Source organism: Bradyrhizobium sp. HKCCYLS2038, from assembly GCF_051167655.1.
Classification (GTDB): domain Bacteria; phylum Pseudomonadota; class Alphaproteobacteria; order Rhizobiales; family Xanthobacteraceae; genus Bradyrhizobium.
Genome location: NZ_JBNPTM010000001.1, coordinates 111345 through 137868, shown reverse-complemented (window position 1 = coordinate 137868; position 26524 = coordinate 111345). Strand labels below are relative to the sequence as shown.

The 26524-nt window shown below is 66.3% G+C and carries 24 protein-coding genes; 14 read left to right on the top strand and 10 right to left on the bottom strand.

Features of this window, described 5'->3' with window-relative positions:
- Positions 1-54: 54 nt before the first annotated feature.
- From ACQR1I_RS00630 to ACQR1I_RS00610, 5 genes are all read left to right on the top strand, one after another.
- The gene (locus ACQR1I_RS00630; protein ID WP_434865265.1) at positions 55-1311 is read left to right on the top strand and encodes an aspartate kinase; all 1257 of its coding nucleotides are present in this window, start codon (positions 55-57) and stop codon (positions 1309-1311) included.
- A gap of 302 nt (positions 1312-1613) precedes the next feature.
- Positions 1614-3881, top strand: a complete 2268-nt coding sequence (ptsP, locus tag ACQR1I_RS00625) for a phosphoenolpyruvate--protein phosphotransferase (protein ID WP_434865264.1) — start codon at positions 1614-1616, stop codon at positions 3879-3881.
- A 62-nt stretch (positions 3882-3943) separates the two neighbouring features.
- Positions 3944-5029, top strand: a complete 1086-nt coding sequence (gene prfA, locus ACQR1I_RS00620) for a peptide chain release factor 1 (RefSeq protein WP_434865263.1) — start codon at positions 3944-3946, stop codon at positions 5027-5029.
- Between the two features lie 193 nt (positions 5030-5222).
- On the top strand, positions 5223-6110 hold the full coding sequence (gene prmC, locus ACQR1I_RS00615) for a peptide chain release factor N(5)-glutamine methyltransferase (protein ID WP_434865262.1): 888 nt from the start codon (positions 5223-5225) through the stop codon (positions 6108-6110).
- A 551-nt stretch (positions 6111-6661) separates the two neighbouring features.
- Positions 6662-7513, top strand: coding sequence for a DUF4167 domain-containing protein (locus ACQR1I_RS00610; protein WP_434865261.1), 852 nt, complete (start codon positions 6662-6664; stop codon positions 7511-7513).
- Between the two features lie 115 nt (positions 7514-7628).
- On the opposite strand, the gene ACQR1I_RS00605 is transcribed toward ACQR1I_RS00610, so the two are convergent.
- The gene (locus ACQR1I_RS00605; RefSeq protein WP_434865260.1) at positions 7629-8414 is read right to left on the bottom strand and encodes a class I SAM-dependent methyltransferase; all 786 of its coding nucleotides are present in this window, start codon (positions 8412-8414) and stop codon (positions 7629-7631) included.
- 199 nt (positions 8415-8613) lie between these two features.
- On the opposite strand from ACQR1I_RS00605, the gene gloB reads away from it, so the two are divergent.
- Both gloB and ACQR1I_RS00595 read left to right on the top strand, forming a co-directional pair.
- Positions 8614-9381 carry a hydroxyacylglutathione hydrolase gene (gene gloB, locus ACQR1I_RS00600; RefSeq protein WP_434865259.1) on the top strand — a complete coding sequence of 256 codons (768 nt, stop codon included), beginning with the start codon at positions 8614-8616 and terminating at the stop codon, positions 9379-9381.
- A 13-nt stretch (positions 9382-9394) separates the two neighbouring features.
- Positions 9395-9829, top strand: a complete 435-nt coding sequence (locus tag ACQR1I_RS00595) for a cupin domain-containing protein (RefSeq protein WP_434865258.1) — start codon at positions 9395-9397, stop codon at positions 9827-9829.
- 6 nt (positions 9830-9835) lie between these two features.
- Here ACQR1I_RS00595 and ACQR1I_RS00590 read toward each other — a convergent pair whose 3' ends face one another.
- From ACQR1I_RS00590 to ACQR1I_RS00580, 3 genes are all read right to left on the bottom strand, one after another.
- The gene (locus ACQR1I_RS00590) at positions 9836-11860 is read right to left on the bottom strand and encodes a putative bifunctional diguanylate cyclase/phosphodiesterase (RefSeq protein ID WP_434865257.1); all 2025 of its coding nucleotides are present in this window, start codon (positions 11858-11860) and stop codon (positions 9836-9838) included.
- Between the two features lie 187 nt (positions 11861-12047).
- Positions 12048-12920, bottom strand: coding sequence for an aromatic amino acid exporter YddG (yddG, locus tag ACQR1I_RS00585; protein WP_434865256.1), 873 nt, complete (start codon positions 12918-12920; stop codon positions 12048-12050).
- A gap of 169 nt (positions 12921-13089) precedes the next feature.
- Positions 13090-13815 (bottom strand): beta-ketoacyl-ACP reductase, encoded by a 726-nt coding sequence (locus tag ACQR1I_RS00580; RefSeq protein WP_434865255.1) that lies wholly within the window; start codon positions 13813-13815, stop codon positions 13090-13092.
- A gap of 17 nt (positions 13816-13832) precedes the next feature.
- Between ACQR1I_RS00580 and ACQR1I_RS00575 the strand changes: the two genes are divergently transcribed.
- Positions 13833-14027: a hypothetical protein gene (locus tag ACQR1I_RS00575; protein ID WP_434865254.1), complete on the top strand. Its 195-nt coding sequence runs from the start codon at positions 13833-13835 to the stop codon at positions 14025-14027.
- Between the two features lie 59 nt (positions 14028-14086).
- On the opposite strand, the gene ACQR1I_RS00570 is transcribed toward ACQR1I_RS00575, so the two are convergent.
- On the bottom strand, positions 14087-15265 hold the full coding sequence (locus ACQR1I_RS00570; protein ID WP_434865253.1) for an acetyl-CoA C-acetyltransferase: 1179 nt from the start codon (positions 15263-15265) through the stop codon (positions 14087-14089).
- Between the two features lie 383 nt (positions 15266-15648).
- Between ACQR1I_RS00570 and phaR the strand changes: the two genes are divergently transcribed.
- Positions 15649-16251 (top strand): polyhydroxyalkanoate synthesis repressor PhaR, encoded by a 603-nt coding sequence (gene phaR, locus ACQR1I_RS00565; protein ID WP_434865252.1) that lies wholly within the window; start codon positions 15649-15651, stop codon positions 16249-16251.
- Between the two features lie 27 nt (positions 16252-16278).
- On the opposite strand, the gene ACQR1I_RS00560 is transcribed toward phaR, so the two are convergent.
- On the bottom strand, positions 16279-18006 hold the full coding sequence (locus ACQR1I_RS00560; RefSeq protein WP_434865251.1) for an EAL domain-containing protein: 1728 nt from the start codon (positions 18004-18006) through the stop codon (positions 16279-16281).
- A gap of 259 nt (positions 18007-18265) precedes the next feature.
- Here ACQR1I_RS00560 and ACQR1I_RS00555 point away from each other — a divergent pair, with 259 nt between their 5' ends.
- Positions 18266-18541, top strand: a complete 276-nt coding sequence (locus tag ACQR1I_RS00555) for a hypothetical protein (protein WP_434865250.1) — start codon at positions 18266-18268, stop codon at positions 18539-18541.
- A 20-nt stretch (positions 18542-18561) separates the two neighbouring features.
- Here the strand turns inward: ACQR1I_RS00555 and ACQR1I_RS00550 are convergent, their stop codons facing one another.
- From ACQR1I_RS00550 to mtgA, 3 genes are all read right to left on the bottom strand, one after another.
- Positions 18562-19278 (bottom strand): hypothetical protein, encoded by a 717-nt coding sequence (locus ACQR1I_RS00550; protein ID WP_434865249.1) that lies wholly within the window; start codon positions 19276-19278, stop codon positions 18562-18564.
- Between the two features lie 185 nt (positions 19279-19463).
- Positions 19464-19646: a 50S ribosomal protein L32 gene (rpmF, locus tag ACQR1I_RS00545; protein ID WP_006610266.1), complete on the bottom strand. Its 183-nt coding sequence runs from the start codon at positions 19644-19646 to the stop codon at positions 19464-19466.
- Between the two features lie 172 nt (positions 19647-19818).
- Positions 19819-20559, bottom strand: coding sequence for a monofunctional biosynthetic peptidoglycan transglycosylase (gene mtgA, locus ACQR1I_RS00540; protein ID WP_434865248.1), 741 nt, complete (start codon positions 20557-20559; stop codon positions 19819-19821).
- 116 nt (positions 20560-20675) lie between these two features.
- On the opposite strand from mtgA, the gene ACQR1I_RS00535 reads away from it, so the two are divergent.
- Positions 20676-21596 carry a polyprenyl synthetase family protein gene (locus ACQR1I_RS00535; protein WP_434865247.1) on the top strand — a complete coding sequence of 307 codons (921 nt, stop codon included), beginning with the start codon at positions 20676-20678 and terminating at the stop codon, positions 21594-21596.
- A 9-nt stretch (positions 21597-21605) separates the two neighbouring features.
- On the top strand, positions 21606-22298 hold the full coding sequence (locus ACQR1I_RS00530; RefSeq protein ID WP_434865246.1) for a DUF1345 domain-containing protein: 693 nt from the start codon (positions 21606-21608) through the stop codon (positions 22296-22298).
- Here ACQR1I_RS00530 and ACQR1I_RS00525 read toward each other — a convergent pair whose 3' ends face one another.
- Positions 22299-24218, bottom strand: a complete 1920-nt coding sequence (locus tag ACQR1I_RS00525) for a caspase family protein (protein WP_434865245.1) — start codon at positions 24216-24218, stop codon at positions 22299-22301.
- A 220-nt stretch (positions 24219-24438) separates the two neighbouring features.
- Between ACQR1I_RS00525 and ACQR1I_RS00520 the strand changes: the two genes are divergently transcribed.
- Positions 24439-24813: a nuclear transport factor 2 family protein gene (locus ACQR1I_RS00520; RefSeq protein ID WP_434865244.1), complete on the top strand. Its 375-nt coding sequence runs from the start codon at positions 24439-24441 to the stop codon at positions 24811-24813.
- Positions 24814-24843: 30 nt separating this feature from the next.
- The gene (locus tag ACQR1I_RS00515) at positions 24844-26451 is read left to right on the top strand and encodes a Na+/H+ antiporter (RefSeq protein WP_434865243.1); all 1608 of its coding nucleotides are present in this window, start codon (positions 24844-24846) and stop codon (positions 26449-26451) included.
- Positions 26452-26524: the final 73 nt, after the last annotated feature.

Here is a 26524-nt window from a genome sequence, read left to right as displayed (position 1 = left end):
GGTTTCGCGCTGGACCGGTCAACTTATCCTCCTGATGGGAATGAGCGCGTCGTCATGGGTCGCCTCGTGCTGAAATTCGGCGGCACCTCCGTCGCCAACATCGACCGCATCCGCAACGTCGCGCGCCACGTCAAGCGCGAGGTGGATGCCGGTCATGAGGTCGCCGTCGTGGTCTCGGCGATGTCCGGCAAGACCAACGAGCTGGTGGCCTGGTGCACCGAAGCCTCGCCGATGCATGATGCGCGCGAATACGACGCCGTGGTGGCCTCGGGCGAGCAGGTGACGTCCGGCCTGCTTGCGATCGTGCTGCAGAGCATGGGCATCCAGGCCCGCTCCTGGCAGGGCTGGCAGATCCCGATCAAGACCAGCGACGCCCATGCCTCGGCGCGAATCGTCGACATCGACGGCTCCGAGCTGATCAAGCGCTTTCAGGAACGCAAGGAGGTCGCGGTCATCGCCGGCTTCCAGGGCATCAACGCCGACACGGGCCGAATCACCACGCTCGGGCGCGGTGGCTCGGATACCTCCGCGGTGGCCATCGCCGCCGCCATCAAGGCCGACCGCTGCGACATCTATACTGACGTCGACGGCGTCTATACCACCGATCCCCGGGTGGTGCCGAAGGCCAAGCGGCTCGACAAGATCGCCTTCGAGGACATGCTGGAGCTGGCGTCCCAGGGCGCCAAGGTGCTGCAGGTCCGCTCGGTGGAACTGGGCATGGTCCACAACATGCCGATCTTCGTCCGCTCCTCGTTCGACAAACCCGAGGATATCGATCCGCATGCCAACCAGCCGCCGGGAACGCTGATCTGCAGCGAGGAACAAATCATGGAAAATCATGTCGTCACCGGTATCGCCTTCTCCAAGGACGAGGCCCAGATCTCGGTCCGCCAGATCGAGGACAAGCCGGGCGTTGCGGCCTCGATCTTCGGGCCGCTGGCGGATGCCAACATCAACGTCGACATGATCGTCCAGAACGTCTCCGAGGATGGCAAGACCACCGACCTGACCTTCACGGTGCCGGCGACCGATTATAACCGGGCTCGCGAGACCATCACGGCGGCCAAGGACAAGATCGGCTACCAGCGCCTGGACACCGCGACCGACGTGTCCAAGGTCTCGGTGATCGGCTCGGGCATGCGCAGCCATGCCGGCGTCGCCGCCAAGGGATTCGCGGCGCTGGCCGCCCGCAACATCAACATCCGCGCGATCACGACCTCCGAGATCAAGTTCTCGGTGCTGATCGATGCCGCCTATACCGAACTGGCCGTCCGGACGCTGCATACGCTCTACGGACTCGACCAGGCCTAGGAAATTCTCCTCCGGAGCTGGCGATGTCCCGTTTCGTAACAGCGGGACATCGCGCAGACGTGCGCGAAAGCCGTTGACGCCGGCTGCAGTGGCAGGCGTTTTGCTTGGCAAAACAAGCCCTAATTCGCTATACGCCTCGCAGGATGGCTGCCGCGAAATTGTGCTCCAGTGTTGGTTGTCCTGATTCGACCCGGCAGCCTCGGCGTGCGAAGGTGACGAATCAAGAAAGCTGTTCGATTTCGCGACTTTAGCGCCAGTCCGGCCGAACGCCGGGTTGGTCCCAGGAAGGGGGATTGTGCCACATGCGAAGCACGTCGGGAGGCCCCCGCGTCTTGCTCAGACGGCTTCGCGAGACCATGGCGGAGCAGGTCTCGGCACAGGAGCGGCTCGACAAGATCGTGGTGCTGATCGCGGCCAACATGGTCGCGGAGGTCTGCTCGGTCTATGTGCTGCGCGTCGACAACACGCTTGAGCTCTACGCCACCGAAGGTCTGAACCGCGACGCCGTGCACATGACGGTGCTGAGCGCACATGAAGGCCTGGTCGGCCTCGTCGCCAGCGAGGCCACGCCGCTCAACCTGAGCGACGCGCAGAATCACCCGGCCTTCTCCTACCGTCCGGAGACCGGCGAAGAAATCTACCACTCTTTCCTCGGCGTCCCGATCCTGCGCGCCGGCAACACGCTCGGCGTGCTGGTGGTGCAGAACCGCGCCAAGCGCACCTATGTCGAGGAAGAGGTCGAGGCGCTGCAGACCACCGCGATGGTGCTCGCCGAGATGATCGCCTCCGGCGAGCTCGCAGCGCTGGCGCAGCCCGGCGCCGAGCCGGCGGTGCGCCATTCGGTGCACAAGACCGGCGCGGTGCTGTCGGACGGCATCGCGCTCGGCCATGTCGTGCTCCACGAGCCGCGCGTCGTCGTCAACAACTACATCGCCGAGGACCTGCCCAAGGAGATCAAGCGGCTCGACGCCGCGCTGGCGAAGCTGCGCGCCGACCTCGATCGCATGCTGGAGCGCGGCGACGTCGCCGACGGCGGCGAGCATCGCGAGGTGCTCGAAGCGTATCGGATGTTCGCCAACGACCAGGGCTGGTCGCACAAGCTGCACGAAGCCGTCGCCACCGGCCTCACCGCCGAGGCCGCCGTCGAGCGCGTGCAGTCCGACACCCGCGCGCGCATGCTGCGCTCGACCGATCCTTATTTGCGCGAGCGGCTGCACGACCTCGAGGATCTCGGCTATCGGCTGCTGCGCCAGCTTGTCGGCCAGGATCACGCGCCGAGCCGCGAGCATCTGCCCGACAACGCCATCCTGATCGCCCGCGCGATGGGGCCGGCCGCGCTGCTCGACTACGACCGCAAGCGGCTGCGCGGCCTGGTGCTGGAGGAAGGCACCGCCAACTCGCACGTCGCCATCGTGGCGCGAGCGCTCGGCATTCCCGCCGTCGGCGAGGTGCCGAACGCGCCCGGCATCGCCGATCCCGGCGATGCCATCATCGTCGACGGCACCTCCGGCTCGATCTATGTGCGGCCGTCCGCCGAGATCGAATCCGCCTATGCCGAGCGGGTGCGCTTCCGCGCCCGCCGCCAGGCGCAGTACAGCGAGCTGCGCAACAAGCCCTGCAAGACCAAGGACGGCCAGCCGATCGAGCTGATGATCAATGCCGGCCTGGTCATCGACCTGCCGCACATCGAGGACACCGGCAGCGCCGGCATCGGCCTGTTCCGCACCGAGCTGCAGTTCATGGTGTCGGCCAGCCTGCCGCGCTCCAGCGACCAGCTCGCGCTGTATCGTACGGTCCTCGACGCGGCCGGTACGAAGCCTGTCACGTTCCGGACACTCGACATCGGCGGCGACAAGGCGCTGCCCTACATGGAGACCGTGATCGAGGAAAATCCGGCGCTCGGCTGGCGCGCGATCCGCCTCGGGCTCGATCGTCCGGGCCTGCTGCGCGGCCAGATCAGGGCGCTGCTGCGCGCCGGCGGCGGCCGTTCGCTGCGCATCATGTTCCCGATGATCTCGGAGGTCGCCGAGTTCGACACCGCGAAGGCCATCGTCGAGCGCGAACTGACATACTTACGCCAGCACGGCCACACGCTGCCGGAGCGCGTCGACGTCGGCACCATGCTCGAGGTCCCGGCGCTGCTCTATCAGATGGACGAGCTGCTCGCGAAGGTCGATTTCATTTCGGTCGGCTCCAACGACCTGTTCCAGTTCCTGTTCGCGGTCGACCGCGGCAACGCCAAGGTGTCCGAGCGCTTCGACACGCTGTCGACGCCGATCCTGCGCGCGCTGCGGGAGATCGTGTGCAAGGCCAAGGCGGCGAAGCGCTCGGTGTCGCTGTGCGGCGAGATGGCCTCCAAGCCGATCGGCGCGCTGGCGCTGATTGCGCTGGGCTACCGCTCGCTGTCGCTGTCGGCGACCGCGCACGGCCCGGTCAAGGCGATGATCCTCGAGCTCGACGCCGCCAAGGCGGAAGCCAAGATGGCCGAGTGGCTGGCGGCGCCGGCCGGCAGCCACTCGATGCGGCAGAAGCTGACCGAGTTCGCCGAGAGCGAAGGCCTCGCGCTGTAGCGGGCTTGTCGCACGCCGAGCGTCTTCCGTCCGTATCGTTTGCTCCTACATCAGATTGCATCATGTCGTCGCTTCCCGAAGCCAAACTGGACGTTCTGCTCGCGCATCACGCCTCGCTCGAGGCTGAGCTGCTCGGCCAGGTCAATTCCGACCGCTACGTGCAGATCACCCGCGAGCTCGCCGAGCTCAATCCGCTGATCGACGCGGTGAAGGCCTATCGCGCAGGCGTCAAGGAGCTCGCCGATACCGAGGCGCTGATCGCAGATCCCGAGACCGATGCCGAGATGCGTGGAATGGCCGAGGCCGAGCGCGACGATCTGGTCGCGCGCCGCGGCGAGCTGGAGCAGAAGATCCGTGTCGCGCTGTTGCCGAAGGACGCGATGGACGACCGCAACGTCGTGCTCGAAATCCGCGCCGGCACCGGCGGCGACGAGGCCTCGCTGTTCGCCGGCGATCTGTTCCGGATGTACGAGCGCTTCGCCGCCCTGCAGGGCTGGAAGGTCGAGGTGATCTCGGCCTCCGAAGGAACCGTCGGCGGCTACAAGGAAATCATCGCCGAAGTGCAGGGCCGCGGCGCCTTCGCCAAGCTGAAATTCGAATCCGGCGTGCACCGCGTGCAGCGCGTGCCCGACACGGAGACACAAGGGCGCATCCACACCTCGGCCGCGACGGTGGCCGTGCTGCCGGAGGTCGAGGATGTCGACGTCGACATCAAGCAGGACGATCTGCGCATCGAGACCATGCGCGCGCAAGGCGCCGGCGGCCAGCACGTCAACAAGACCGAATCGGCGATCCGCATCACCCACATTCCGACCGGGATCGTGGTGATGATGCAGGACAGCCGCTCGCAGCATAAGAACCGGGCCTCGGCGATGAACATTTTGCGCTCGCGCATCTACGACGCCGAGCAGCAGAAGGTGGACGCTGCGCGCTCCGCCGAGCGCAAGGAGAAGGTCGGCTCCGGCGATCGCTCCGAGCGCATCCGCACCTACAATTTCCCGCAAGGGCGCGTCACCGACCACCGCATCAACCTGACGCTCTACAAGCTGCCGCAGGTGATCGCGGGCGAAGCGCTGGGAGAATTGATCGACGCGCTGACGACCGAGCACCAGGCGGCGCAGCTCGCCGCGCAGGGCGCTGCGGCGTGATGCGCGTGTACGCATTGCCAGAGGCGATGCGATCCCGGCGCGGCACCGTCGGTGTCGTCCCTGCGAACGCAGGGACCCATAACCACCGGCAGCAGTGGTTGGCCGATACGGCAACTCCAACCTCCCGTCCCGCAACGGCACGGCGTATGGATCCCCGCGTTCGCGGGGATGACCCGTGGAGAGAGCTTGCGCGATGACCGAGATCGTCGCCGGCGCAACGATCGATGCGGCGCGACGCGCGCTCGCAGCTCGCTTCGAGGCCGGCGGCCTCGATTCGCCCGAGCTCGATGCGCGGCTGCTGGTTGGCCACGCACTGCAGTTCGATCTCACCGGTCTCGTGACGCACGGCAAGCGACGGCTCTCCCATGACGACGCGGAACGTCTGGCTGCGCTGGCGCAGCGCCGGCTGGCCGGCGAGCCCGTCGCCCGGATTCTCGGCGCCAAGGAATTCTGGGGCCTCGAGCTGCGGCTATCAGTCGACACGCTGGTGCCGCGGCCGGACACCGAGACCGTGGTCGAACTGGCGCTGGACCATCTCGCCGCCGGCGGCGCGCTGACACGGCCGTTGCGCATCGCCGATCTCGGCACCGGCTCGGGCGCCATCCTGCTGGCGCTGCTGTCCGAGCTGCCACAGGCCACCGGCGTCGGCACGGACATCAGCAGCGCCGCGCTCGCAACGGCCCGCGACAACGCGCGGTTCCTCGGGCTCGGCGACCGCGCCGGCTTCGTCGCCTGCTCCTATGCGAGCGCGCTGCAAGCGCCGTTCGACCTGATCGTCTCCAACCCGCCCTACATCCCATCGGCCGACATCGCCGGTCTCTCCATCGACGTGCGCGCCCATGATCCGCGCCGGGCGCTCGACGGCGGCGATGATGGACTCGTGGCCTATCGCGCGCTGGTTCCGCAGGCGGCCGACCTGCTTCAACCCGGCGGCGCTCTCATCGTGGAGGTGGGGCTGGGACAGAGCGACGATGTCGCCACGCTCATGGCAGAGGCCGGACTGGCAGCCGATTCGGCGTCGATTCGGGCCGATCTGGGCGGTATTCCAAGAGCCGTCATGGCTCTAAAAAAGCGCCGGTAAAGGCCGGCACTTGCAGAAAAAGCTCTTGGAATATCCCCCGGGAGCGACTACGTTCCGCTCATAGCACCGGCGCAGGCCCCGCCGAGCGGTATTCACGGAACACCGCCGCGGACCAATGCCAGAGAGCCGCGCCGGGCGATTGGTTCCAGAACGCAGATCTGTCGAGCGCGAGAGCCGGATGGCTGCGCAGCCTACGACTGCAAAGCGAACGAAAGCCTGACTTTGCACTTGAGGTCTTACGCTAAGCAAACTGGGTCCGTCGTGGCGCACACCGCCGTGGCTGGCTGAATGACGTGGTTCGCCGGCCGGAAGGGCTGGTGGGTGGGGAACGCGTTTTGAACGCGCTTTTGTCGAGAGATTCGGCTGTCGATCACATCGACATCGGCCAAGACCGGCATGCCGCAACTGGCATGGGTTCGGACTGGTCCAGTGGACCACGCGCAGGGCGCGCGGGTCGCGAAACGGTATTTCAATACGGCATTGGTACTCCGACGACAATCAGTGCTGTGACAATCAGTGCTCCTAACGCAGGGTTGGAATAAAGGCAGGACATGAGAAACGGTCAGAACAACAAGCGGATGCGCAACCGTAACAACGGTAATAACAATAATAATAACCGGCGCGGCCAGAATCCGCTGACCAGGGTGTTCGAGTCCAACGGGCCGGACATCAAGATCCGCGGCACCGCCTCTCATGTCGCCGAGAAATACGTCCAGCTTGCCCGCGATGCGCGCTCCTCGGGTGATCCCGTCGCCGCCGAGAACTACTACCAGCACGCCGAGCACTATTTCCGCCTGATCGCGGCCGCCCAGGAGCAGTTCCGTCAGAACCAGCCGCAGCAGCCGCGCGCCACCGATGACCTGACCGTCGACGACCTCGAGGATGACGGCGAGAGCTTCTCGAATTTCGGCCAGGAGCCGGGCTTCGTTCAGCCCCAGCAGCAGCCCCAGCCCTTCATGCGCGACCGCGAGGGCGGGCAGCGCGAACGCGGCGACAATCAGCAGCCCTATCAGCGCGATCAGCAGCAGCCGCGCGAGCACCGCGAAGCCCGCGAACATCGTGAGCCGCGTGAACATCGCGAGCCCCGGGAGCAACGCGAACCGCGGGAGCATCGTGAACCGCGCGAGCATCGTGAACCTCGCGAGCCCCGAGAGCATCGCGAGCGGCCGCAGCCGGCACAATATCAGCCGCAGCCGCAACCGCAGCCCGTGATCGCCGACAGCGGCGTCGACCGCCTGCCCTCCTTCATCACCGGTCCGCAGCCGCAGATCGCCAACCCGCCTGCCGCCTTCGAGGGCGGTGGCGAGCGCTATCCGCGCCGCCGCCGGCGGCCGCACGGCCCGCGTTCCGAGGCTGCCGCAGCAGCGCCGGCCCCGAGCGAGGATCTCAATCCGGGCGAGTGATCTTGACGATCAGTAGGATCGAAAGGGTGGGCGTCGAGCCCACCCTTTTTTGTTTGCGAACCTGCTCTGCGCTTACGACGGATCGGGCGAGCTTCCGCCGCCGGCGGTGAGCCGCTCAGTTCGCGATGTCGCCATGGCCATGGGCGGCCGGCAGCGCCGCGCCCCGCCGATTCGATCCCTGCGTCGATGGCGACGGTGCCAGCACCGGCTCGAGGCGCGGAATTAGCCGGATGCGCTCGCGGCGCGCAGGAATGACGCGGTAGACCTGTTTGGTCGCCTCGACGATATGCACGCCGGCAAAGGGCAGCGACAGCGCCGCGCCGACGCGTTCCCAGGCCATCGCCGATTTCAGGAACCAGCCGCCGACCGGCGGCATGAACAGCGCCTCGCCCCAGGCGCTCGGCGTGAACCAGGTCTGGCGCAGCAGCTGGGTGATCTGCGAGCGCGAATACGGCCGGCCATGGCCGAATGGGGTGTTGTCGGTCCGCGTCCAGACGCCGCGCCGGTTGGGGATCACGATGATCACGCGCCCTGCCGGCGCCAGCACCCGCCAGACTTCGCGCAGCAGCCCGGCCGGATCATCCGACATTTCGAGCGCGTGCACGATGAGAATACGGTCGACAGCGGAATCCGGCAGCGGCAATGAGAACTCGTCAACCAGCGAAGCCAGCGTCGGCCGCGCGGTCGGCCATTTCAGCACGCCCTGTGCGGCCGGCATGAAGGCGATGCAGCGTTCGGAGTCTTCCCGGAACAGGCCGAGATAAGGCGTCGGATAACCGATGCCGAGCACGCGCTGCCCGGTCGCGCTCGGCCAGCGCGCGCGGATGCCGCGGTTGATCAGGAGCCGCGCGACGATCCCGAGGCGACCCGAATAGAAATTTCGCAGATCGATCACGTCCATGAGGGCAATGTATCATGCGGGGGCGGCCTGCCGCGCGCCGAATATTGCGTTGCGCCCGCAACGTTAACGCCATATCTCTGCCTCCAGGAGAGGCCGGGGACCGCCCACGACGCCGGGCCCGGCCCCTGGTCCCTCACGACTTTTTTGACATCGCGAGCGGCACGATCGTGCCCCGCCAGGTCCCGCCGACGGAGACATCATGGCCGCCGACATCCGCGTCTTCACCTGCCTGTCCGACAATTTCGGCTACCTGATTCATGACCCCGCGACCGGCGCGACCGCCTCGATCGACGCGCCCGAGGCCGGCCCGATCGCGCGGCAGCTCGAGTCGGCCGGCTGGCGCCTCACCGACATCCTGATCACCCATCACCATCACGACCACGTCGGCGGCGTTGCCGAGCTGAAGCAGCGCTATGGCTGTCGCGTGGTCGCGCCGCACGACAAGACGACCGCAATCGCCAATGCCGATCTGCGCGTCGGCCATGGCGATGTCGTCAAGATCGGCGACCTGCTCGCGCGTGTGCTGGAGACGCCCGGTCATACGCTCGACCATGTCTCCTACGTGTTCGATGCCGACAAGGCCGTGTTCGCCGCCGACACGCTGTTCTCGATCGGCTGCGGCCGCGTGTTCGAGGGCACCTATCCGATGATGTGGGATTCGCTGCTGAAGCTGCGGGCGCTGCCAGACGATTTCCGGCTGTATTGCGGCCACGAATACACGGCTTCGAACGTCAAATTCGCGCTGACGGTCGATCCGGACAACGCGGCGTTGAAAGCTCGCGCCGACGAGGTGGTGCGGCTGCGCGCGGCCAATCAGGCCACCATTCCGACGCTGCTCGGCGAGGAGAAGCTGGCCAACGTATTCCTGCGCGCCGATGACCCGGCGGTGGCCGTCCGATTGCGCATGAAGGGGGCAAGCCCAGACCAGGTGTTCGGCGAATTGCGCGAACGCAAGAACAAGTCCTGAGGCGGACGGGCCGATGCCTGCACTTTCGGCTGCCGACATCATCGTACGTCTCGGCCTGCAGCCGCATCCGGAAGGCGGCCACTTTCGCGAGACCTTCCGCGATCCAGCCACCGATGCGAACGGCCGGGCTGCGTCGACCCTGATCTACTTCCTGCTCGCCCGCGGCGAACGCTCGCACTGGCACAGGGTGGACGCCGTCGAGACCTGGCACTTCTATGCCGGCGCGCCGTTGATCCTGCAGATCGCAGGCGAGAGACAAGAGCGGCAGACGATCACGCTGGGCATCGACCTCGTTGCTGGTCAGCAGCCGCAGGCGGTGGTCCCCGCCCATGCGTGGCAGGCCGCAGCGAGCACGGGCGACTGGACCCTGGTCGGCTGCACCGTCGCCCCGGGATTCATGTTCGAGGGATTCGAGCTCGCGCCTGCGGATTTCGAGCCGCAAGGCTGAGGCACGCTAGATGCCCGCGCCGGCGAACTTGACCGGTTCGACACCGACGTCCGCGTTGGCAAAACGCTGGCGTTCCCGGGTCAGGAAGCCGAGCACGGCATCCCCCGGCATCGGCTTGGCGAAGTAGTAGCCCTGAATGTAGTCGGCGCCGAGCCGGCGCAGGCTGTCGAGCTGCTCCTGGGTCTCGACGCCCTCGACGACGCAGGAGATTTCCATATCGGCGCACAGGCCGGTCAGCGACTTGATGATCTTGTGGCTGACCGGATTGGCGTTGACGTCCCTCACGAAGCTGCGGTCGACCTTGAGCTTGTCGAGGGGCAGCCGGTGAACGTGACTGAGCGACGAATAGCCGGTGCCGAAATCGTCCAGCGAGATGCTGCAGCCGATCGCCTTCAGCGCCAGGACCGACTGCTCGGCGCGGGTGAAGTCGAAGGTGACCGCGGTCTCCGTGATCTCGAACTCGATGCGCCGGGGCGGCACACCGCTGGCGTGAATGACGGCGATCAGCGGCAGGACGCCGTCGGGCGAGCAGATGTCGTGGGCGGAGAGGTTGAAGGAGATGCGGATGTCGTCGGGCCAGGTCCGCGCCGCCGCCAGGGCCTTCACCAGCAGGACGCGGGTGAGAGTGCGGATCATGCCGATGCGCTCGGCCGCTGGAATGAAATCGGCCGGTGACACCAGCCCGAGCCGGGGGCTGCGCCAGCGGGCCAGCACCTCGAAGCCGGTGGTGCGCGTGTTCATCGCATCCATGATCGGCTGGAACACCAGCTCCATTTCAGTTTCGAAATCGGCGGTGCGCAGCAGATGCTCGATCAGGTTGCGGCTGCGGACCTCGGCTTCCAGCTCGCTGGAGAAGATCACCGCCTGGCCGCGGGCGCGGCGCTTGGCGTGGTAGAGCGCATAGTCGGCGCACTCGTACAGCGCATCAGCAGCGGTCGCGGAACGCGGATAGAGCGCGAAGCCGGTCGAACATGACAGCCCGGTATGCGCGGTATCGAGCTCGTAGGGGAGCTTGATGCGTTCGGTGATCAGGCGCCCGAGCGCCAGAAGATCCTCATCCGACGGGCTTCCGGCGACGATCAATCCGAACTCATCGCCTCCCAGCCGAGCAAGATGGACTTGTTGACCGACGCCCTCGCACACCTCCCTGATCCGGCGTGCCGCCTCGATCAGCACGCGATCGCCGACGCTATGTCCATAGGTGTCGTTGATCGGCTTGAAGCCGTCGAGGTCGATGATGCCGACCGCGAGCCGTGTGCCATCCCGCTCGGCTTCGGCGAACGCCTGTATGAGCTCGGAGAAGAAGCGGCGCCTGTTCGGCAGGTCGGTGAGCGCATCGAGATTGGCGAGCCGGAAGTTCTCGTCGGACAACGCTTGCGTTGCGGCCTGCTCGGCCAGCAGCGACTTGCGGCTCGCGACGAGCGCGGCAAAATCGCGATAGTAGATGAACAGCACCGTGACCATGGCGCCGGACACGAGCAGCTGATTGACGGCGATCGCGCGCAATGCGTGGACGCCAGTCGCCATGAAGAAGATCACGTAGGGAACGATGACCACGAGGGTGACGATCAGCGCAGCCGAGCGCAGATGCATCAGGCAGAAGATGATGCCGATGACCGTGACGGCCATGAAGAACGCGACCTGCCCCTGTGCGAACGGATCGCCGTAGGGAAACAGCAGGAACGACCAGACCACGAACAACACACCGATCGGCCCGGCGATCCGGTTGGTGACGCGCAGACTATGCAGCACCTCCGCGTCGCCGCTGGTGACATTGTTCTGGCGCAGCCACCACAGCATGCGAACGCCGGTGATGGTCGAGAGCAGCGCCGGCACGGACACCGTCAGCCATGTCGGGGCGAGCGGCAGGAACGTGTAGGCGAGCGCGAGGCTGTTGGTGATCAGAATGAAATAAAGCAGCGGCACCTGCTTGGAGAAGGCCTGAAACTGCGCGCGCGTCAGCTCGGGATTGTCCGCAGGCACGCGAAACAAGCTCCCCGCGCGAGCGATGTAATGTCTCACGTCCGGCATCCGCCGCCCCGTTGTCAATCTCATTGCCGGCGACTCTTGCGCAGCACGGGTAAAGGCGGGGTTAGGTGCAGATGGAACGAAAACTATATCGGCGGTTGCAAGCTACCGACAGACCGCTCTGCAGCACGAAAGGTTAAGCGTGCATCAAGGATAACGACAGGGATCTGCAGCGAAGCCGGCGGATGCCTCAACGGCGCTTCCGCAGCAGCATGTCCTTGGCCGCAACCAATCCGCCGCCAGCGATCAACAGCGCGGCGAGCGCAATCGTGGCGGTCGGCTGGGCATAGCCGGCGACAATGAGGAAGGCGGTCGACAGCAGCGGCGTGGCGTAGGATGCGGCCCCGAGCACGCGGATGTCGCCACGCTTCATGCCGATGTCCCAGGCATAGAACGCCGCCCCGACCGGACCGATGCCGAGACCCAAGACTGCGAGCCATTCCACCGTCGTGGCCGGCCAGACCGTGCGTTCCAGGCCTGCATGCATCACCGCTGCGAGAACGGAGGTGGCGAGGCAGAAGCCTGCCACCGCGTCGGTCGGCACCGTCTTGAGACGGCGCGACAGCACCGAATAGATCGCCCACACGAAGGCCGCGATGACGGCAGCAGCGAGTCCGGGCACGTGGCTCGATGCGAAGCTCGCGCCATTGCCGACCAGCAGCAGCGCGGTGCCGACGAGACCGATGGCGGCACCGATGACGTGGTGGAGCGCCAGCCGCTCGCCGGGAAGAAAGGCGGAGAACAGCACTATCAACAATGGCCAAAGATAGTTCAGCAGTCCGGCTTCGGCCGGCGGCGCAAAACGCAGGGCCAGAAAATACAGCGCGTGATAGCCGAACAGCCCGCCGACACCGACGACCCAGGCCTGCCACGGCTGCCGCAAGGCGCCCCACGCCGCGCGCCGGCCGATCCAGGTCAGCAGGCCGACCAGACCGCCGATGGCGAACGTCATGGCGGCAAGCTGAAAGGCTGGGATCGTACCCGTCGCCACCGTCATCAGCGCGAGCAGCGACCACATCAGGATCGCGGTCAATCCGATCAGGGTCGCGTTGCGCTGGGACATCAGGCGGCAGGCTCCGTCACCGCCGGCGTTGTTGCCGGCCATCCACGCCTGTGCCCATGCGGGTCATCCTCAAAGACGTGAATGCCCGCGACGAGCGCGGGCATCACGTTCTTTTGCCGCAGGCGACGCCGCGAAGCAACGTCCCCTGGGAGGTCTACGCCATGCAATGCTAGGCCATGTATTGACCACCGTTGATCGACAGCGTCGAGCCGGTGAGCGCGCCGGCCTCATCGGCCGCGAGGAAAACGACCGCGCGCGCGATCTCCTCGGGCTCGCCGAGGCGGCCAACCGGGATCAACGGCAGGATCGACTTCTCCAGCACGTCCTTCGGCACGGCCTGCACCATCTCGGTGTTGATGTAGCCCGGGCAGATCACGTTGACCGTGATGCCGGCCTTCGCCGTTTCCAGCGCCAGCGCCTTGGTGAAGCCGATGTCGCCGGCCTTCGCGGCCGAGTAGTTCACCTGACCGAACTGGCCCTTCTGACCATTGATGGACGAGATGTTGATGATGCGGCCGAACTTGCGCGAGCGCATGCCCTCGATCACCGGGCGGGTCATGTTGAACAGCGAGCCGAGATTGGTGTTGATGACGGCGCTCCACTGCTCGAGCGTCATCTTGTGAAAAGCCGTATCACGGGTGATGCCGGCATTGTTGACCAGGATATCGACCGGACCGAGCTCCGCCTCGACCTTCTTGATGCCTTCGGCGCAGGCGTCGAACGAGCTGACGTCCCATTTGAAGACGGGAATGCCGGTCTCGCCCTTGAATTTCTCCGCGGCGGCTTCGTTGCCGCCATAGTTCGCCGCGACCTTGTGTCCCGCAGCCTTCAGCGCCTTGCTGATCGCCGCGCCAATGCCGCGCGTCCCTCCCGTCACCAACGCCACACGTGCCATATCGAATCCTTCCCTCGATGATCGATCGCGCGACGACAACCTCTGGATGCCGCCACAGCTTTCCGTTGTTATTGGATCATGCGCGTCCGCGCGACAATCAACTTGCCGCAGAGACATTCATGATCGCTCACTTCCATTTTTTAGTGGTCGATTATGCGACGTGTTTGACGGACATCAAGAACAAAACGCCCGGCGAGATCGCCGGGCGTTGATCTTTAGTTGAGATGGACGCGATTGCGAGGCCGAACGCTTCGCAAGCACTGCCGTCTTTTTAGTCGCGTGCAACGCACAGCGCGATGCCCATGCCACCGCCGATGCACAGCGTGGCGAGCCCCTTCTTGGCATCGCGCTTCTGCATCTCGTGCAGCAGGGTCACCAGCACGCGGGCGCCGGATGCGCCGATCGGGTGACCGATCGCAATCGCGCCGCCGTTGACGTTGACCTTGGACGTGTCCCAGCCGAGATCCTTGTTCACCGCGCAGGCCTGCGCCGCGAACGCCTCGTTGGCTTCGATCAGGTCGAGGTCGGCGATGTTCCAGCCGGCCTTCTTCAGCGCCGCGCGCGAGGCCGGGATCGGGCCGGTGCCCATGATCTTCGGATCGACGCCGGCCTGGCCCCAGGAGACGATCCGCGCCAGCGGCGTCTTGCCTTCCTTGGCCGCCTGCTTGGCGGTCATCAGCACCACGGCAGCGGCGCCGTCATTGATGCCCGAGGCATTGCCGGCCGTGACCGTGCCGTCCTTCTCGAACGCCGCGCGGAGCTTGGCCATCGACTCGATGGTGGCGCCGTGACGCGGATACTCGTCGGTATCGACCACGGTGTCGCCCTTGCGGCCCTTGATCGTCACCGCCGCGATCTCATCCTTGAACCTGCCGGCCTTCTGCGCCGCCTCGGCCTTGTTCTGGGATGCCACCGCGAACTCGTCCTGCTGCGCGCGCGTGATCTGATACTGCTTGGCGACGTTCTCGGCGGTGTTGCCCATGTGGTAGCCGTTGAAGGCATCCCACAGGCCGTCCTTGATCATGGTGTCGACCAGGTCGAGCGAGCCCATCTTCACGCCAGCGCGCAGATATTGCGCATGCGCGGCCATGCTCATCGACTCCTGGCCGCCGGCGACCACGATGTCGGAGTCGCCGTTCTTCAGAGCCTGATAACCGAGCGCGACCGAGCGCAGGCCGGAGCCGCACAGCTGGTTGATACCCCAGGCCGGGCTGTCGACCGGAATGCCGGCACCGATCGAAGCCTGGCGCGCCGGGTTCTGGCCCTGCGCGGCGGTCAGGATCTGTCCCATGATGACTTCGGACACGCGGCCCGGCTCGACGCCGGCACGTTCCAGCGCGGCCTTGATGGCGACTGCGCCCAGCTCATGGGCCGGAACACTGGCAAAGGCACCGTTGAAGCTTCCGACCGCGGTGCGGGCGGCGCTGACGATGACGACATCGTCTGACATGGGCATCTCCTGGAGTTTCTGATCTTGGGTGTGAGAACGAGGGCTTGAGAGCTTGAGGGGTGTTTGAACTGAAAGCGAATTTTTCAATTCATGGTCGTGCCGGCCGTCCGCAAGCCCGGAGTGGCAAGTGCAACCTTCGGCCGTCATCCTGTTAACGTCGTTGCGACATGTCAATTGGCGGAAGCAGCAATTCCTGCTGCGCCGCACTCAAATTAGTTCAGCTGGCCGTTTCCTGGGCAAGATTTCTGCTGTGGGATTAACCGTTCCGCACAAAACCGTAGCCGAACTCGCTCGAAAGTGATTACGTTATTGCATTGCGTAGCTCGTTTGCCCTGCGGCAATCCCGCCGGGTTCCCTGTTCTCGGTTTGCATGTGTGAGCTCCATGGCGAAATCTGACCAACCCACCACAATCAAGAAATACGCGAACCGGCGGCTCTATAATACCGGGACGAGTACCTACGTGACCCTCGAGGACTTGGCCGCAATGGTTAAGAACGGTGAGGATTTCCTGGTTTACGACGCCAAGACGGGCGACGACATCACCCGCTCGGTGCTGGCCCAGATCATTTTCGAGCAGGAGAACAAGGCCGGCCAGAACCTGCTGCCGACCACTTTTCTGCGCCAGTTGATCCGCTTTTACGGCGACAGCATGCAGATGGTGGTTCCCAAATACCTGGAGCAGTCGATCGATACGCTGACCAGGGAGCAGGAGAAGTTCCGCAAGCAGATCGCCGACACCTTCAGCGGCACGCCGTTCGCCCCGCTCGAGGAGCAGGTGCGCCGCAACATGGAGCTGTTCCAGCAGACCTTCTCGATGTTCAAGCCGTTCGCGCCGCCTGTGCCGGCTGCACGCGCGGAAGACAAGGCGGCAGAGCCGGCGGCTCCCGCCGACGACAACATCGACGAGTTGCGCCGCCAGATGAGGGAAATGCAGGACCGGCTCGACCGCATGTCCGATCCGAAGAAGGACGAGCAGCAGGGCTGAGGCCCGCCGTTCGGAGCCGGCGGCCGATCAGCTCGCCGCCGGCAATTCCACCTGGCCGGTCCCGGACGTCTTGCCGATCCAGGGACGTTCGACCGAGGCAAGGCCGATCACCCGGCCTTGGATGTAGTCGCAGCCCCAGTCACGCAGCAGCGCAACCGACGCCTCGTCCTGCACCCATTCCGCGACCGTCCTGATCTGCAGCCGACGCGCCAGCTCGACCAGCGTCTGCACGAAGGCGCGGTCATCGGCCGAGCGCACCAGGTTCTGCACGAACGCGCCATCGATCTTGACGATGTCGACGCCGAGCTTGCGCAGGTTGCGGAACGAGGTGTGGCCGGCGCCGAAATCGTCGATCGCGATCCGGCTGCCGAGATCCTTCAGTCGCGACACGAAGCCGCGAAGATCGTCGATGTCCTGGATCTCGACCGTCTCGGTGATCTCGACGATCAGCCGCTCGGCAACGCCCGGATGGGCGCGCATCATCGATTCGATCGAGGCCCACCAGTCCGGATCCATGGTGGTCTCCGGCGAGATGTTGAGGCTCAGCGTCACGCCCGGCGAGCTCGCCAGCTCAGCCACGACCAGCTCCAGGATGCGGTGATCGACCAGACGGATCAGGCCGAGACGCTCGGCGACCGGCACGATGTCCGGCGCGAGCACGGCGCGGCCGTCGTCCTGGCGCATCCGCACCAGGCATTCGTAGAACGCGGTGTCGCGCGACTGGGCGTGCACGACCGGCTCGAACGCCGTGACGATGCGACGCTCGTTGAGCGCGGTGACGATCTCGTCGGTGACACGGATGTTGACCTTGCGCTGGGCGTCGCGCTCGACGTTCGGCCGCCACGTCGAGAACGAACCGATGCGACGATGCTTCGCCAGATCCAGCGTCTCATGCGCGCGATTGACGGCTTCTTCGACCGATCGCGCGTGACGCGGCACGCTGACCGCGCCGATGGTCGCGGTCACCGCGACCGGTCCGGACTTGGTCGGCACGACATCGTCGCGCACCGCCGCGAGGAACCGCTCGGCAGCGATCGTCATGTCGTCCATCGTGCAGTTCTTCAGGATCAGCCCGAACTTGTTGCCCGAGAACCGTCCCAGCGTGTCGCCGCCACGCAAACGCGCGCGGATGCGCTGGGCGATCTCCAGCACGACACCGTCGGCAACGTCGAAGCCGAATGCATCGTTGATGCGCGCCAGATGATCGATCCCGACCAGCATGAAGGCGCAGGCGAAGCGGAAACGCTGTGACTCCTCGATCACCTCGGCGAGCGTCGCCAGCAGATGGGTGCGGTTCAGTGCGCCGGTCAGCGGATCATGGCGCGACAGCTTGAGCAGTTGCTCGTCGCGCGCATGCCGCTCGTTGTTGACCCTGACGATCCCTTGCGCCCGCGCCGGCTGGCCGTCCGGCCCGGCGAACCAGCAGCCGGTCTCTTCGACCCAGATCAGCGGCGCCGCCGAATGCGTCCGCACGCCGTATTCGATGCGATAGGGCGTGCCATCCACGCCGTGCAACGGCGCTGCCTGGCGCATGACCTCGGAGCGGACGGCACGTTCCGGTTCGATCAGCTTGCCGAACTCCGCGCCGCTGCAGAGCTGCGGCAGCGGCACGTCTGGAAACACGGCGCCGACATGATCGCTCCAGACGATCACATCGCTCGCCAGATCCCACACGAAGGCGGCTTGGCCAAGGGAGGACAGGATCATCGCGGTCTGCGGCAAATCGGGGGTCAAGATCGCCTCGTTTCGGGACATGCCGGGGGCGGCCCGGCCTCGATTGCAATGCGTCCAGCGCCTACCGATGCGAGCGGAGACGCCGAGCTTCGCGAATCAGACTACGCACCTCTGGTTAACGGAGCGCATGTCGTCGCGACACTGCGGCTCCGATTGCCCGTCAACCATGTTTGATCGAATCGGAACGCGATCTGCCGGAGAGGCATTTCTCTTGCGAGTTCGACTGGCGAAAGGCTCCGGCGTCCCATAGCGTGACAACCGCGCCGGATTGGGTAGGACGATGTTAACCAATCATCGGGATGAGGACCGCCATACGGCCGCGGCCGAAGCGTCTGCTGGCGTCGCGCTGGTGCCCGCCGGCCGCGCCTTCGAGCGCCGTGAGAGCGTCATCCGTGCGGCTCGTCCGGATGCCGGTTTCGTCACCCATCTGATCGCGACCGCCGAGCAGTTGCCGCAGACGCGACAGCTCAGGCGCGCGGCACCCGCCGATGCCAGATCGGCCTATTCAGCAACGCTGCAGCCGGGCGCAGGCGGTGCGACCCGCCGTGTGATCTGACGCAGGCTATAGCTGACAGCTCACGGCTTCGGCGCGTCCGGGGCCTTGGCGTCGTCCTTCGACAACTCGGGCACGGTGTGGCCGGCGGGCTCCGGCTCCAGATGCTCCGCAGCCGCGTTCTCTTCGACAGCAGCAGGCGAGGCCACGGGCCGGGGCACCGAGCGGTCGAGCAGCACTGATTCCGCGACCGACGCTGCGGCCGGCACGGCATCGACCGGCTCCTCGACAACCCGCGTCTCGGCAACAGGAGCAGCCGGCGGCGGCGGAACCTCGACCTTGGCGGGCTCCTCGGTCGGCTCGGGTGTCGCCTCCGCGACCGGCTCGACGGCCGGGGCTGCAGCCGGCACGGCGATCGCCGCGCGGGCGCGGCGCTTGGTGCGCAGGGAGATGCCGCCGAAGAAATCGACCATGGCCAGCAGCGTGAGCAGCAGGAAGGTCGAGTTCCCGAACTTCTGCCACATCACGAACTCGGCTGCGGCGCCGCCGAACACCAGCAACGACAGCAGATGGTCGGTGAGATATTTTCCGTTCGGCTTCGCCGCCTTGATGACCTCGAGCAGCAGCAGCAGCACGCCGAGCGCCAGCAGCATGTCGCCGAGCGAGATCGTCCAGACCTCGCCGGAAGGGAGCTGGAGACGCAGCAGCGTCTCGCTGAAGGCGACCCCCGGCATCAGGAAGACGATCATGTTGTAGATCGCCAGCGGGATCAGCAGCAGCGGGAAACCGACCATGGACATCGGTTGAAGCCTTGGGGATGGCGCGGGCGATGGCTCGCGCGAGATCGACGGGTCCGAACGTGTTCCGGCGCGACGGGATCACACATGACGCAGATAACGGCCCCGGCGAATCAAATCGCGCGGGACCGATTTCAACCCCATCAATGGCCGAATTCGGGCAGCTTCGAAAGCTACCCTGCGGACGCTCAGGCGTCTTTCTTCTTCAGGACCTGACGGCCCTTGTACATGCCGGTCTTCAGGTCGAGATGGTGCGGACGACGCAGCTCGCCGGAGTCCTTGTCCTCGACATAGGTCGGCTTCTTGATCGCGTCAGCCGAGCGGCGCATGCCGCGACGCGACGGCGAAGTTTTTCTTCTGGGGACGGCCATATCGGTATCCTCTAGGGTATTTTTGCAAGGCATCGTCCGCAACGGACGGCTGCAGCCATGAAGCTGGCGAGCCCGGATGCCGATCAAGGCCGCGCTTATAGAGGAAGGGGTCCGGGATGGCTAGGGCTCTCCGAGGCATTTTTGGCCAAATTTCGCGCCGTACCGCGCCCCCTCAACGGCGATCTCCCCAGCAGGCCTGCAGGCTCTGTGCCTGCGCCCGTACCATATAGGTCGCGGACAGCCGGCGCACGCCGGGACCCGGCGTCCGCGCGCTGCGCCGGACGGGATTGGGCAGGATCGAGGCCAGCAGCGCCGCCTCGCGCGGGCCCAGGCCGGCGGCCGAGCGGTTGAAGGCGTAATTGGCGCCGGCTTCCGCCCCGAACTGGCCGGACGGGCCTAGCTCGGCGATGTTGAGATAGATCTCCAGGATGCGCCGCTTGCTCAGGACGAGGTCGATCCACAGCGCCAGCGGCAGCTCCAGCGCCTTGCGGACGTAGCTGCGGCCCTGCCACAGGAACAGGTTCTTGGCGACCTGCTGGGTGATGGTCGAGCCGCCGCGCGAGACCTCGCCGTCCTCGGCATCGTCCATGACCTCGCGCAGCGCCCCCCAGTCGATGCCGTGATGCCCGCAGAATTTGGCGTCCTCCGCGGCCACCACCGAGCGCGGCAGATAGGGCGACATCGCCGCCAGATCGATCCAGTGCCGCGTAACCGGCTGCCCCGTCAGCGACCGCCACAGCATCAGGGTCGAGATGGGGTGACCGACGGCATAGAACGGCGTCAGCACGTAGGGCACGAGCAGCACCAGGACGACGACCAGGAGGATGGCTCTGACGGTACGCAAGGGCAGGCGTCGCTCGGGTTGGACCGCCGCGGGGACGGACGATGGCCCGGGATTATCCGACATCTCCATCAGGATTCCTGCCTTTTTCCGCCATTGCGGCCGAAAGCCGCCACCGTTCCCACAATTGACGAAGTCGCCGCCATCAACGATTGTCCGGCGAATTTTGCCCTTGGAGCTCTTCTTAAATGACCGCGACGGCCAACGACTTCACCCAACGCCTGGACAAGACCGCGGAGGAGACCGAAGCGCTGCTCGGCGAGCTCCTGTCCGATGCCGCGATGGCCGACGAGATCGCCCGTCCGAAGCGGCTGATCGAGTCGATGCGCTATTCCAGCCTCGGCGGCGGCAAGCGGCTGCGCCCCTTCCTGGTCGTCGAGAGCGCCGCCGTGTTCGGCGTGCCCCGCCGCGGCGCGCTGATGGCGGGCGCGGCGCTCGAATGCATCCATTGCTATTCGCTGATCCATGACGACCTGCCGGCGATGGACAATTCGGACCTGCGTCGTGGCCGCCCGACGCTGCACAAGGCGTATGACGATGCCACCGCGATCCTGGCTGGTGACGCGCTGCTGACCATCGCCTTCGACATCATCACCCGCGACGAGATCCACCCCGACGCCGGCGTCCGCCTGGCGCTGACCCGCGCGCTCGCCCGCTGCGCCGGTGTCGGCGGCATGGCCGGCGGCCAGATCCTCGACCTTGCCGGCGAGGGCCGGTTCGGCGACCGCGATCCGGTCGACGTCGCCCGCGTGCAGCAGATGAAGACCGGCGCCCTGCTCCGCTTCGGCTGCATCGCCGGCGCCCTGCTCGGCCAGGCCTCGTCGGCCGAGTACCAGGCGCTCGACGATTACGGCCGCGCGCTCGGCGAAGCCTTCCAGATCGCCGACGACCTGCTCGACGTCGAGGGCGATGCCGCCACGCTCGGCAAGCCGGCCGGCGCCGACGCCGAGCTCGGCAAGACCACCTTCGTCACCCAGCTCGGCATCGAGGGCGCCAAGCAGCGCGTGCGCGACCTGCTCGCCCGCGGCGACGCCGCGCTGTCGATCTTCGGCGCCAAGGGCGACGTGCTGCGGGCCGCCGCGCACTTCGTCGCCGAACGCAAGAGCTGAGCCGCGCCGTTGGCCGGGCTGCATCCTGACGACCCGGCGCTGGCGCGCTTCGCGCGGCTGCCGGCCGCCTTGCGCATCGTCTATGCGCGGCCCCGCACCTTCATGGCGCTGGGCATTGCAGCCGCCGCGTTCTTCCTGCTGCCCGCTGCGCTGCGGCTGATCACGCGGCTCTTGATCAGCTGGGACATCTTCACGACGATCTATCTCGTGCTGGTGGCGGTGATGATGTTGCGCAGCGAGCACCAGCACATCCGCCGCAAGGCGATCATGCAGGACGACGGCCGCTTCGTGATCCTGCTGGTGACGGCGCTCGGCGCCTTCGCCAGCATCGCCGCCATCGTGTTCGAGCTCGGCGCCTCCAAGCGCGACGCCCCGGCGCTGACGCTTGCGCTGCTCACCGTGAGCCTGTCCTGGGCCGCGGTGCATACCACCTTCGCCCTGCACTATGCCCACGACTACTACCGCGGCACCAAGCCCGGCGGCCTGCAATTCCCGAGCGGCGACAAGGACGAGCACGCCGACTATTGGGACTTCGTCTACTTCTCCTTCATCATCGGCATGACCGCTCAGGTCTCCGACGTGGGGATCACCGACAAGATCATCCGCCGCACCGCGACCGTGCACGGCATCATCTCGTTCATCTACAACACTGCGCTCGTCGCCCTCATGGTCAACATCGCCGCCAGCGCGATCTCGTCCTGATCAGTTGCACACCTCGGCGTTGGCGTTGTTGAACATGCCGCCGCCGCCGCGGAATTCCAGCCGGCAGCCCGGCGTGACAGGGCGGCAGGTATGCTGGTCACAAAAGATCTGCCCCGACGACGACTTGGGACGCGCCGCCGCCTGCGGCTTGGGGGCGGCCATGCTCGGCGCCATCCCGACGCCCACACCAACGCCGCCGACACCAATGCCGACGCCGACGCCGGGAGCCGGCATCGGCATGCCCGGCTCGGACAGCGTGCGGGCGCGGCGACGCGACGGCGCATCCGCCTCGTCACTATTGTCGCGCTTCGCCACCGGCTTCTTGTCGCGCCGCTTCTCGCACTCGTTGTCGTCGTTCACGAACGAGCCCTCGGCGCAGACAATGCGGGTGCAGCGGTCGCCGTCGGACTTGTAGCCGTGCTGACAGGTCAGCGGGCAGACCCGCGCCTGCTTGAGCTTGATCGCCTGGAGCGCATCGGCCGAGGCGGTCTGGGTCTCGAGCTTGGTTCCGGCGAAGCGGTTGAACTGCGACAGCGAGCGGCGCGAGGCGGAGCCCCAATCGCCATCGGCATCCTCGGTGAGGCAGCCGACGCGGCGCAATTCGAGTTGCACGGACTTGGCGAGATCCGCGGGCTGATCGGCCGGGGTCAGCGCAGCCACCTGCGGCCCCTTCTCGGGCGCGGGCGCTGCCGCCGCAGGCGAGGTCGCGGCGCGCGGATTGTCGACGACCGCGAGCTGCTGCTCCTGGCGCTTCTTCTCGGCTTCGGCAGCCTGCTGCTGTGCCAGCTGATTGGCCTTCTCGGCAGCGACGCGCGCCTGCTCGGCCGCCTTGGCTTCGGCCTCCGCTTTCGCCAGCGTATCCTTGCGCGCGCCTTCCGCGGCGAGGCGGGCCCGCTCGGCTTCGGTCAGGCGCGCCTTCTCCGACGCCGCCGCCCGGTTCTCCTCGGCCGCCAGCTTCTCGAGCTGCAGCTTGGCGAGGCTGGCATAGAAGCCGTCCGGATACTGCGCCAGGAAGGCGTTCAGCGCGCCCTTGTTGCCGACCTGCATCGCGAGCTCATAGTCGCGCCGCATGTCGGCCTGCGGATTGGCCGGCGGTGGCGTCACCGGCATCTGCGTGACGACCCGCGGCACGCCCGGAACCAGCGGCACGTCCTCGCCGCCGAGCGAGCCATACACGAAGGGCTCCTGGCGGTTGGCGGTCGACTTCAGAACCTCGTCGCGCACGAAGCCGAACGCCTTGCGGACGTCGAGGCCGGGGGTGGCGATGTGCCGCGACAGCGCCAGCGTGAACGGCGAGTTCTTGCCGTCGCCATCCTGCGCGGTGGAGCCGGCCTTGGCGGAATAGGCGATCAGCGTATTGGGGCTGGTCGGCTCGACCTTTGCGAGGCCGCGGCCGAGGCTGCGGGTCGCCACCGTCCGCTGCATGTTGCGGGTGAACGGGTTGTCGCGGCAGGCGTCGAGGATGACGAGCCGCAGCTTCTTCGCCGGCTCGACGGCGACAAGGATGCGATCGAGCGACAGCGTCTCGTCATAGACGTCGGTGTCGCGCTCGAGCCGCGCATCGATCGGGATCAGGTAGTTGGATCCTTCGACCTCCATGCCGTGGCCGGCATAGTAGACCACCGCGATGTCGGCATCACGGGCGGCGTCGGCGAAATCGCGCAGCGCCCGCCGCGTCTCCCGCGCGGTCAGGTCGCGGCGGTAATCGACGACGTCGAAGCCGGCACTCTTGAAGGTCGCGGTCATCACCGCACCGTCATTGGCGGGGTTGGTGAGCTGCGGCACGTTTTGATAGGCGGAGTTGCCGATGACGAGCGCCACCCGCTTCTCCGCGAGCGCGGGGTGGCCGGCCAGCAGCAGCACGGCCGCCAGCAGGAACCCGGCCCATCGAAATCCGCCCAATCCAGATGACCAAGACATCGTACCTACCCCACAGCCAAGGGAGACCTGTTGGCTTTGCGTACCGGAGAGCGGCCATTCGGCCTGTGATCGGAATCACGTAAGGCCCATATTCCCGGAACTTGCCGCGTCGGCCAGTATATTTCTGTCGGCGGAGCATCGGCCGCAGTTCATGACTTGCCAAGCCCGGATTTGCATCGAAAATGCGATGCTTGTTTGTCCGGGTTCCCAGGAGCATGCCGTGAGCACAGATCGTTCCAGCGTCGAGGCCGTCGTGCAGGGCTATTTCGATGCGCTCTACGAGGGCGATGCCGACAAGCTCGGCGCGGTCTTCCACCCCTCGGCCGACCTGCGCTGGGTCGAGAACGGCGAGCTCAAGATCCTGACCGTCCCCGACTGGCTCGCCTGGGTGCGCAAGCGTCCGTCGGCCAGGGCTGAGGGCAAGCCGCGCGAGGACTTCATCGTCACCATCGACCGTTCGGACGACAAGACCGCCTTCATCAAGGTGCGCTGCCAGCTGCCGCCGCGCTATTTCACCGATTACCTCGTGGCGATGAAGCTGAAGGACGGCTGGCAGATCGTCTCGAAGTCCTACCGCTACGATCTCCGGGACTGAGCCCGGCGCTGCAGCGCCCGGCTGTTTCCGATGGAAGCACATTTTCAGACATTCCTCATCCTGCTGGCGGTGCTGGCGGGAACCGCCTTGATCGCGCGGCGCGCCAACCTCGCGCCCGCGATCCTGTTGATGCTGGCCGGCATCGCGCTCGCCTTCGTGCCGAAGATGCCGGCGTTCGTGCTGCCTCCCGAGCTCGTGCTGCTGGTGGTGCTGCCGCCGCTGATCTATTCCTCGAGCGTCGCGATGAGCTGGCGCGAGTTCAAGCGCAATTTGCGGCCGATCGTGCTGCTGGCGGTCGGCTGCGTGATCTTCACCGCCTCCATGGTGGCGGTCGCGACCCACACGCTGCTCGGCCTGCCCTGGAGCCTCGGCTTCCTGCTCGGCGCCATCGTGGCGCCACCCGACGTCGTGGCCCCGCTCGCGATCGCGCGCCGGCTGCATCTGCCGCGCCGGGTGATGGTCATCCTCGAGGGCGAAGGCCTCGCCAATGATGCGACGGCGCTGATCCTGTATCGCTTCGCGGTGGCCGCGATCACCACCGGCACGTTCTCGCTTCCCGTGGCGGCCGGCGAGTTCGCCGCGATCGTGGTCGGCGAGATCGCCTTCGGCATCGGCGTCGGCTGGCTGATGCTGCGCGCCCGCCATTATTCGCGGGACCCGCAGGTCGAAATCACGCTGTCGCTGCTGACACCCTATCTCGCCTACTGGATTCCCGAGCATGTCGGCGGCTCCGGCGTGATCGCGACGGTCGCCTGCGGCCTGTACATGAGCTGGAACGGTCCGCTCTGGATCTCCTCGGCAACCCGCCTGCAGGGCGTGTTCTTCTGGGACCTCGTGGTATACCTGATCGAGGGCATGCTGTTCCTGCTGACCGGCCTGCAAATGCGCCTGATCTACGAGAAGTCGAAGGTGTTTCCGCTCGATGACATCATGGTCGCGACCGCGCTGGTGGTCGCCATCGTGGTGATTGCGCGCTTCGCCTGGACGTTTCCGGCGACGATCCTGCCACGGGTTCTCAGCCCCTCCCTGCGCGCCCGGGATCCGCTGCCGCCGTGGCAGCAGACCTTCATCATCGGTTTCACAGGCGTACGCGGCACGGTCTCGCTCGCGACTGCGCTGGCGCTGCCGCTGACATTGGCGAGCGGCGATGCGTTTCCCTATCGCGACGAGATCCTGTTCATCGCCTTTGGCGTGATCTTCTTCACCCTGATCGGCCTTGGCCTGACCCTGCCGCTGGTCGTCCGCTGGCTCGGCGTCTCCAGCACCGGACGCGCCGAGCATGTGCGCGAGCACGAGCAGGAGATCGCCGCCCGGCGCGAGGTGCTGGACCGCGCCCTGAAGTCGCTGGAGACGATGACCAATGACCGTGACGTATCCGACGAGGTCATGCGATTGCTCCGCGCTAGGCACGAGGTGCGCGCCAACCAGCTCCCGGACACGCTCAATCCCGACGACTACGATGCGTCCGCGCTCGGCATCGAGCTGACCCGCGAGCTGATCGGCGTCGAGCGCAAGACCATTCATGCCATGCTCCGCGACGGCCAGATCACCGACGAAACCCGCCGCCGCATCGAGCGCGATTTGGATCTGGAAGAAGCCAGCCTCGCCAACCGGGAATACGGGCCGTTGCCGTTGTAGAGGTGAGTTGCCGACGTCGCATCCTCACATTCAGTGTCATCCCGGCGAACGCCGGGATCCATAACCACCGGTC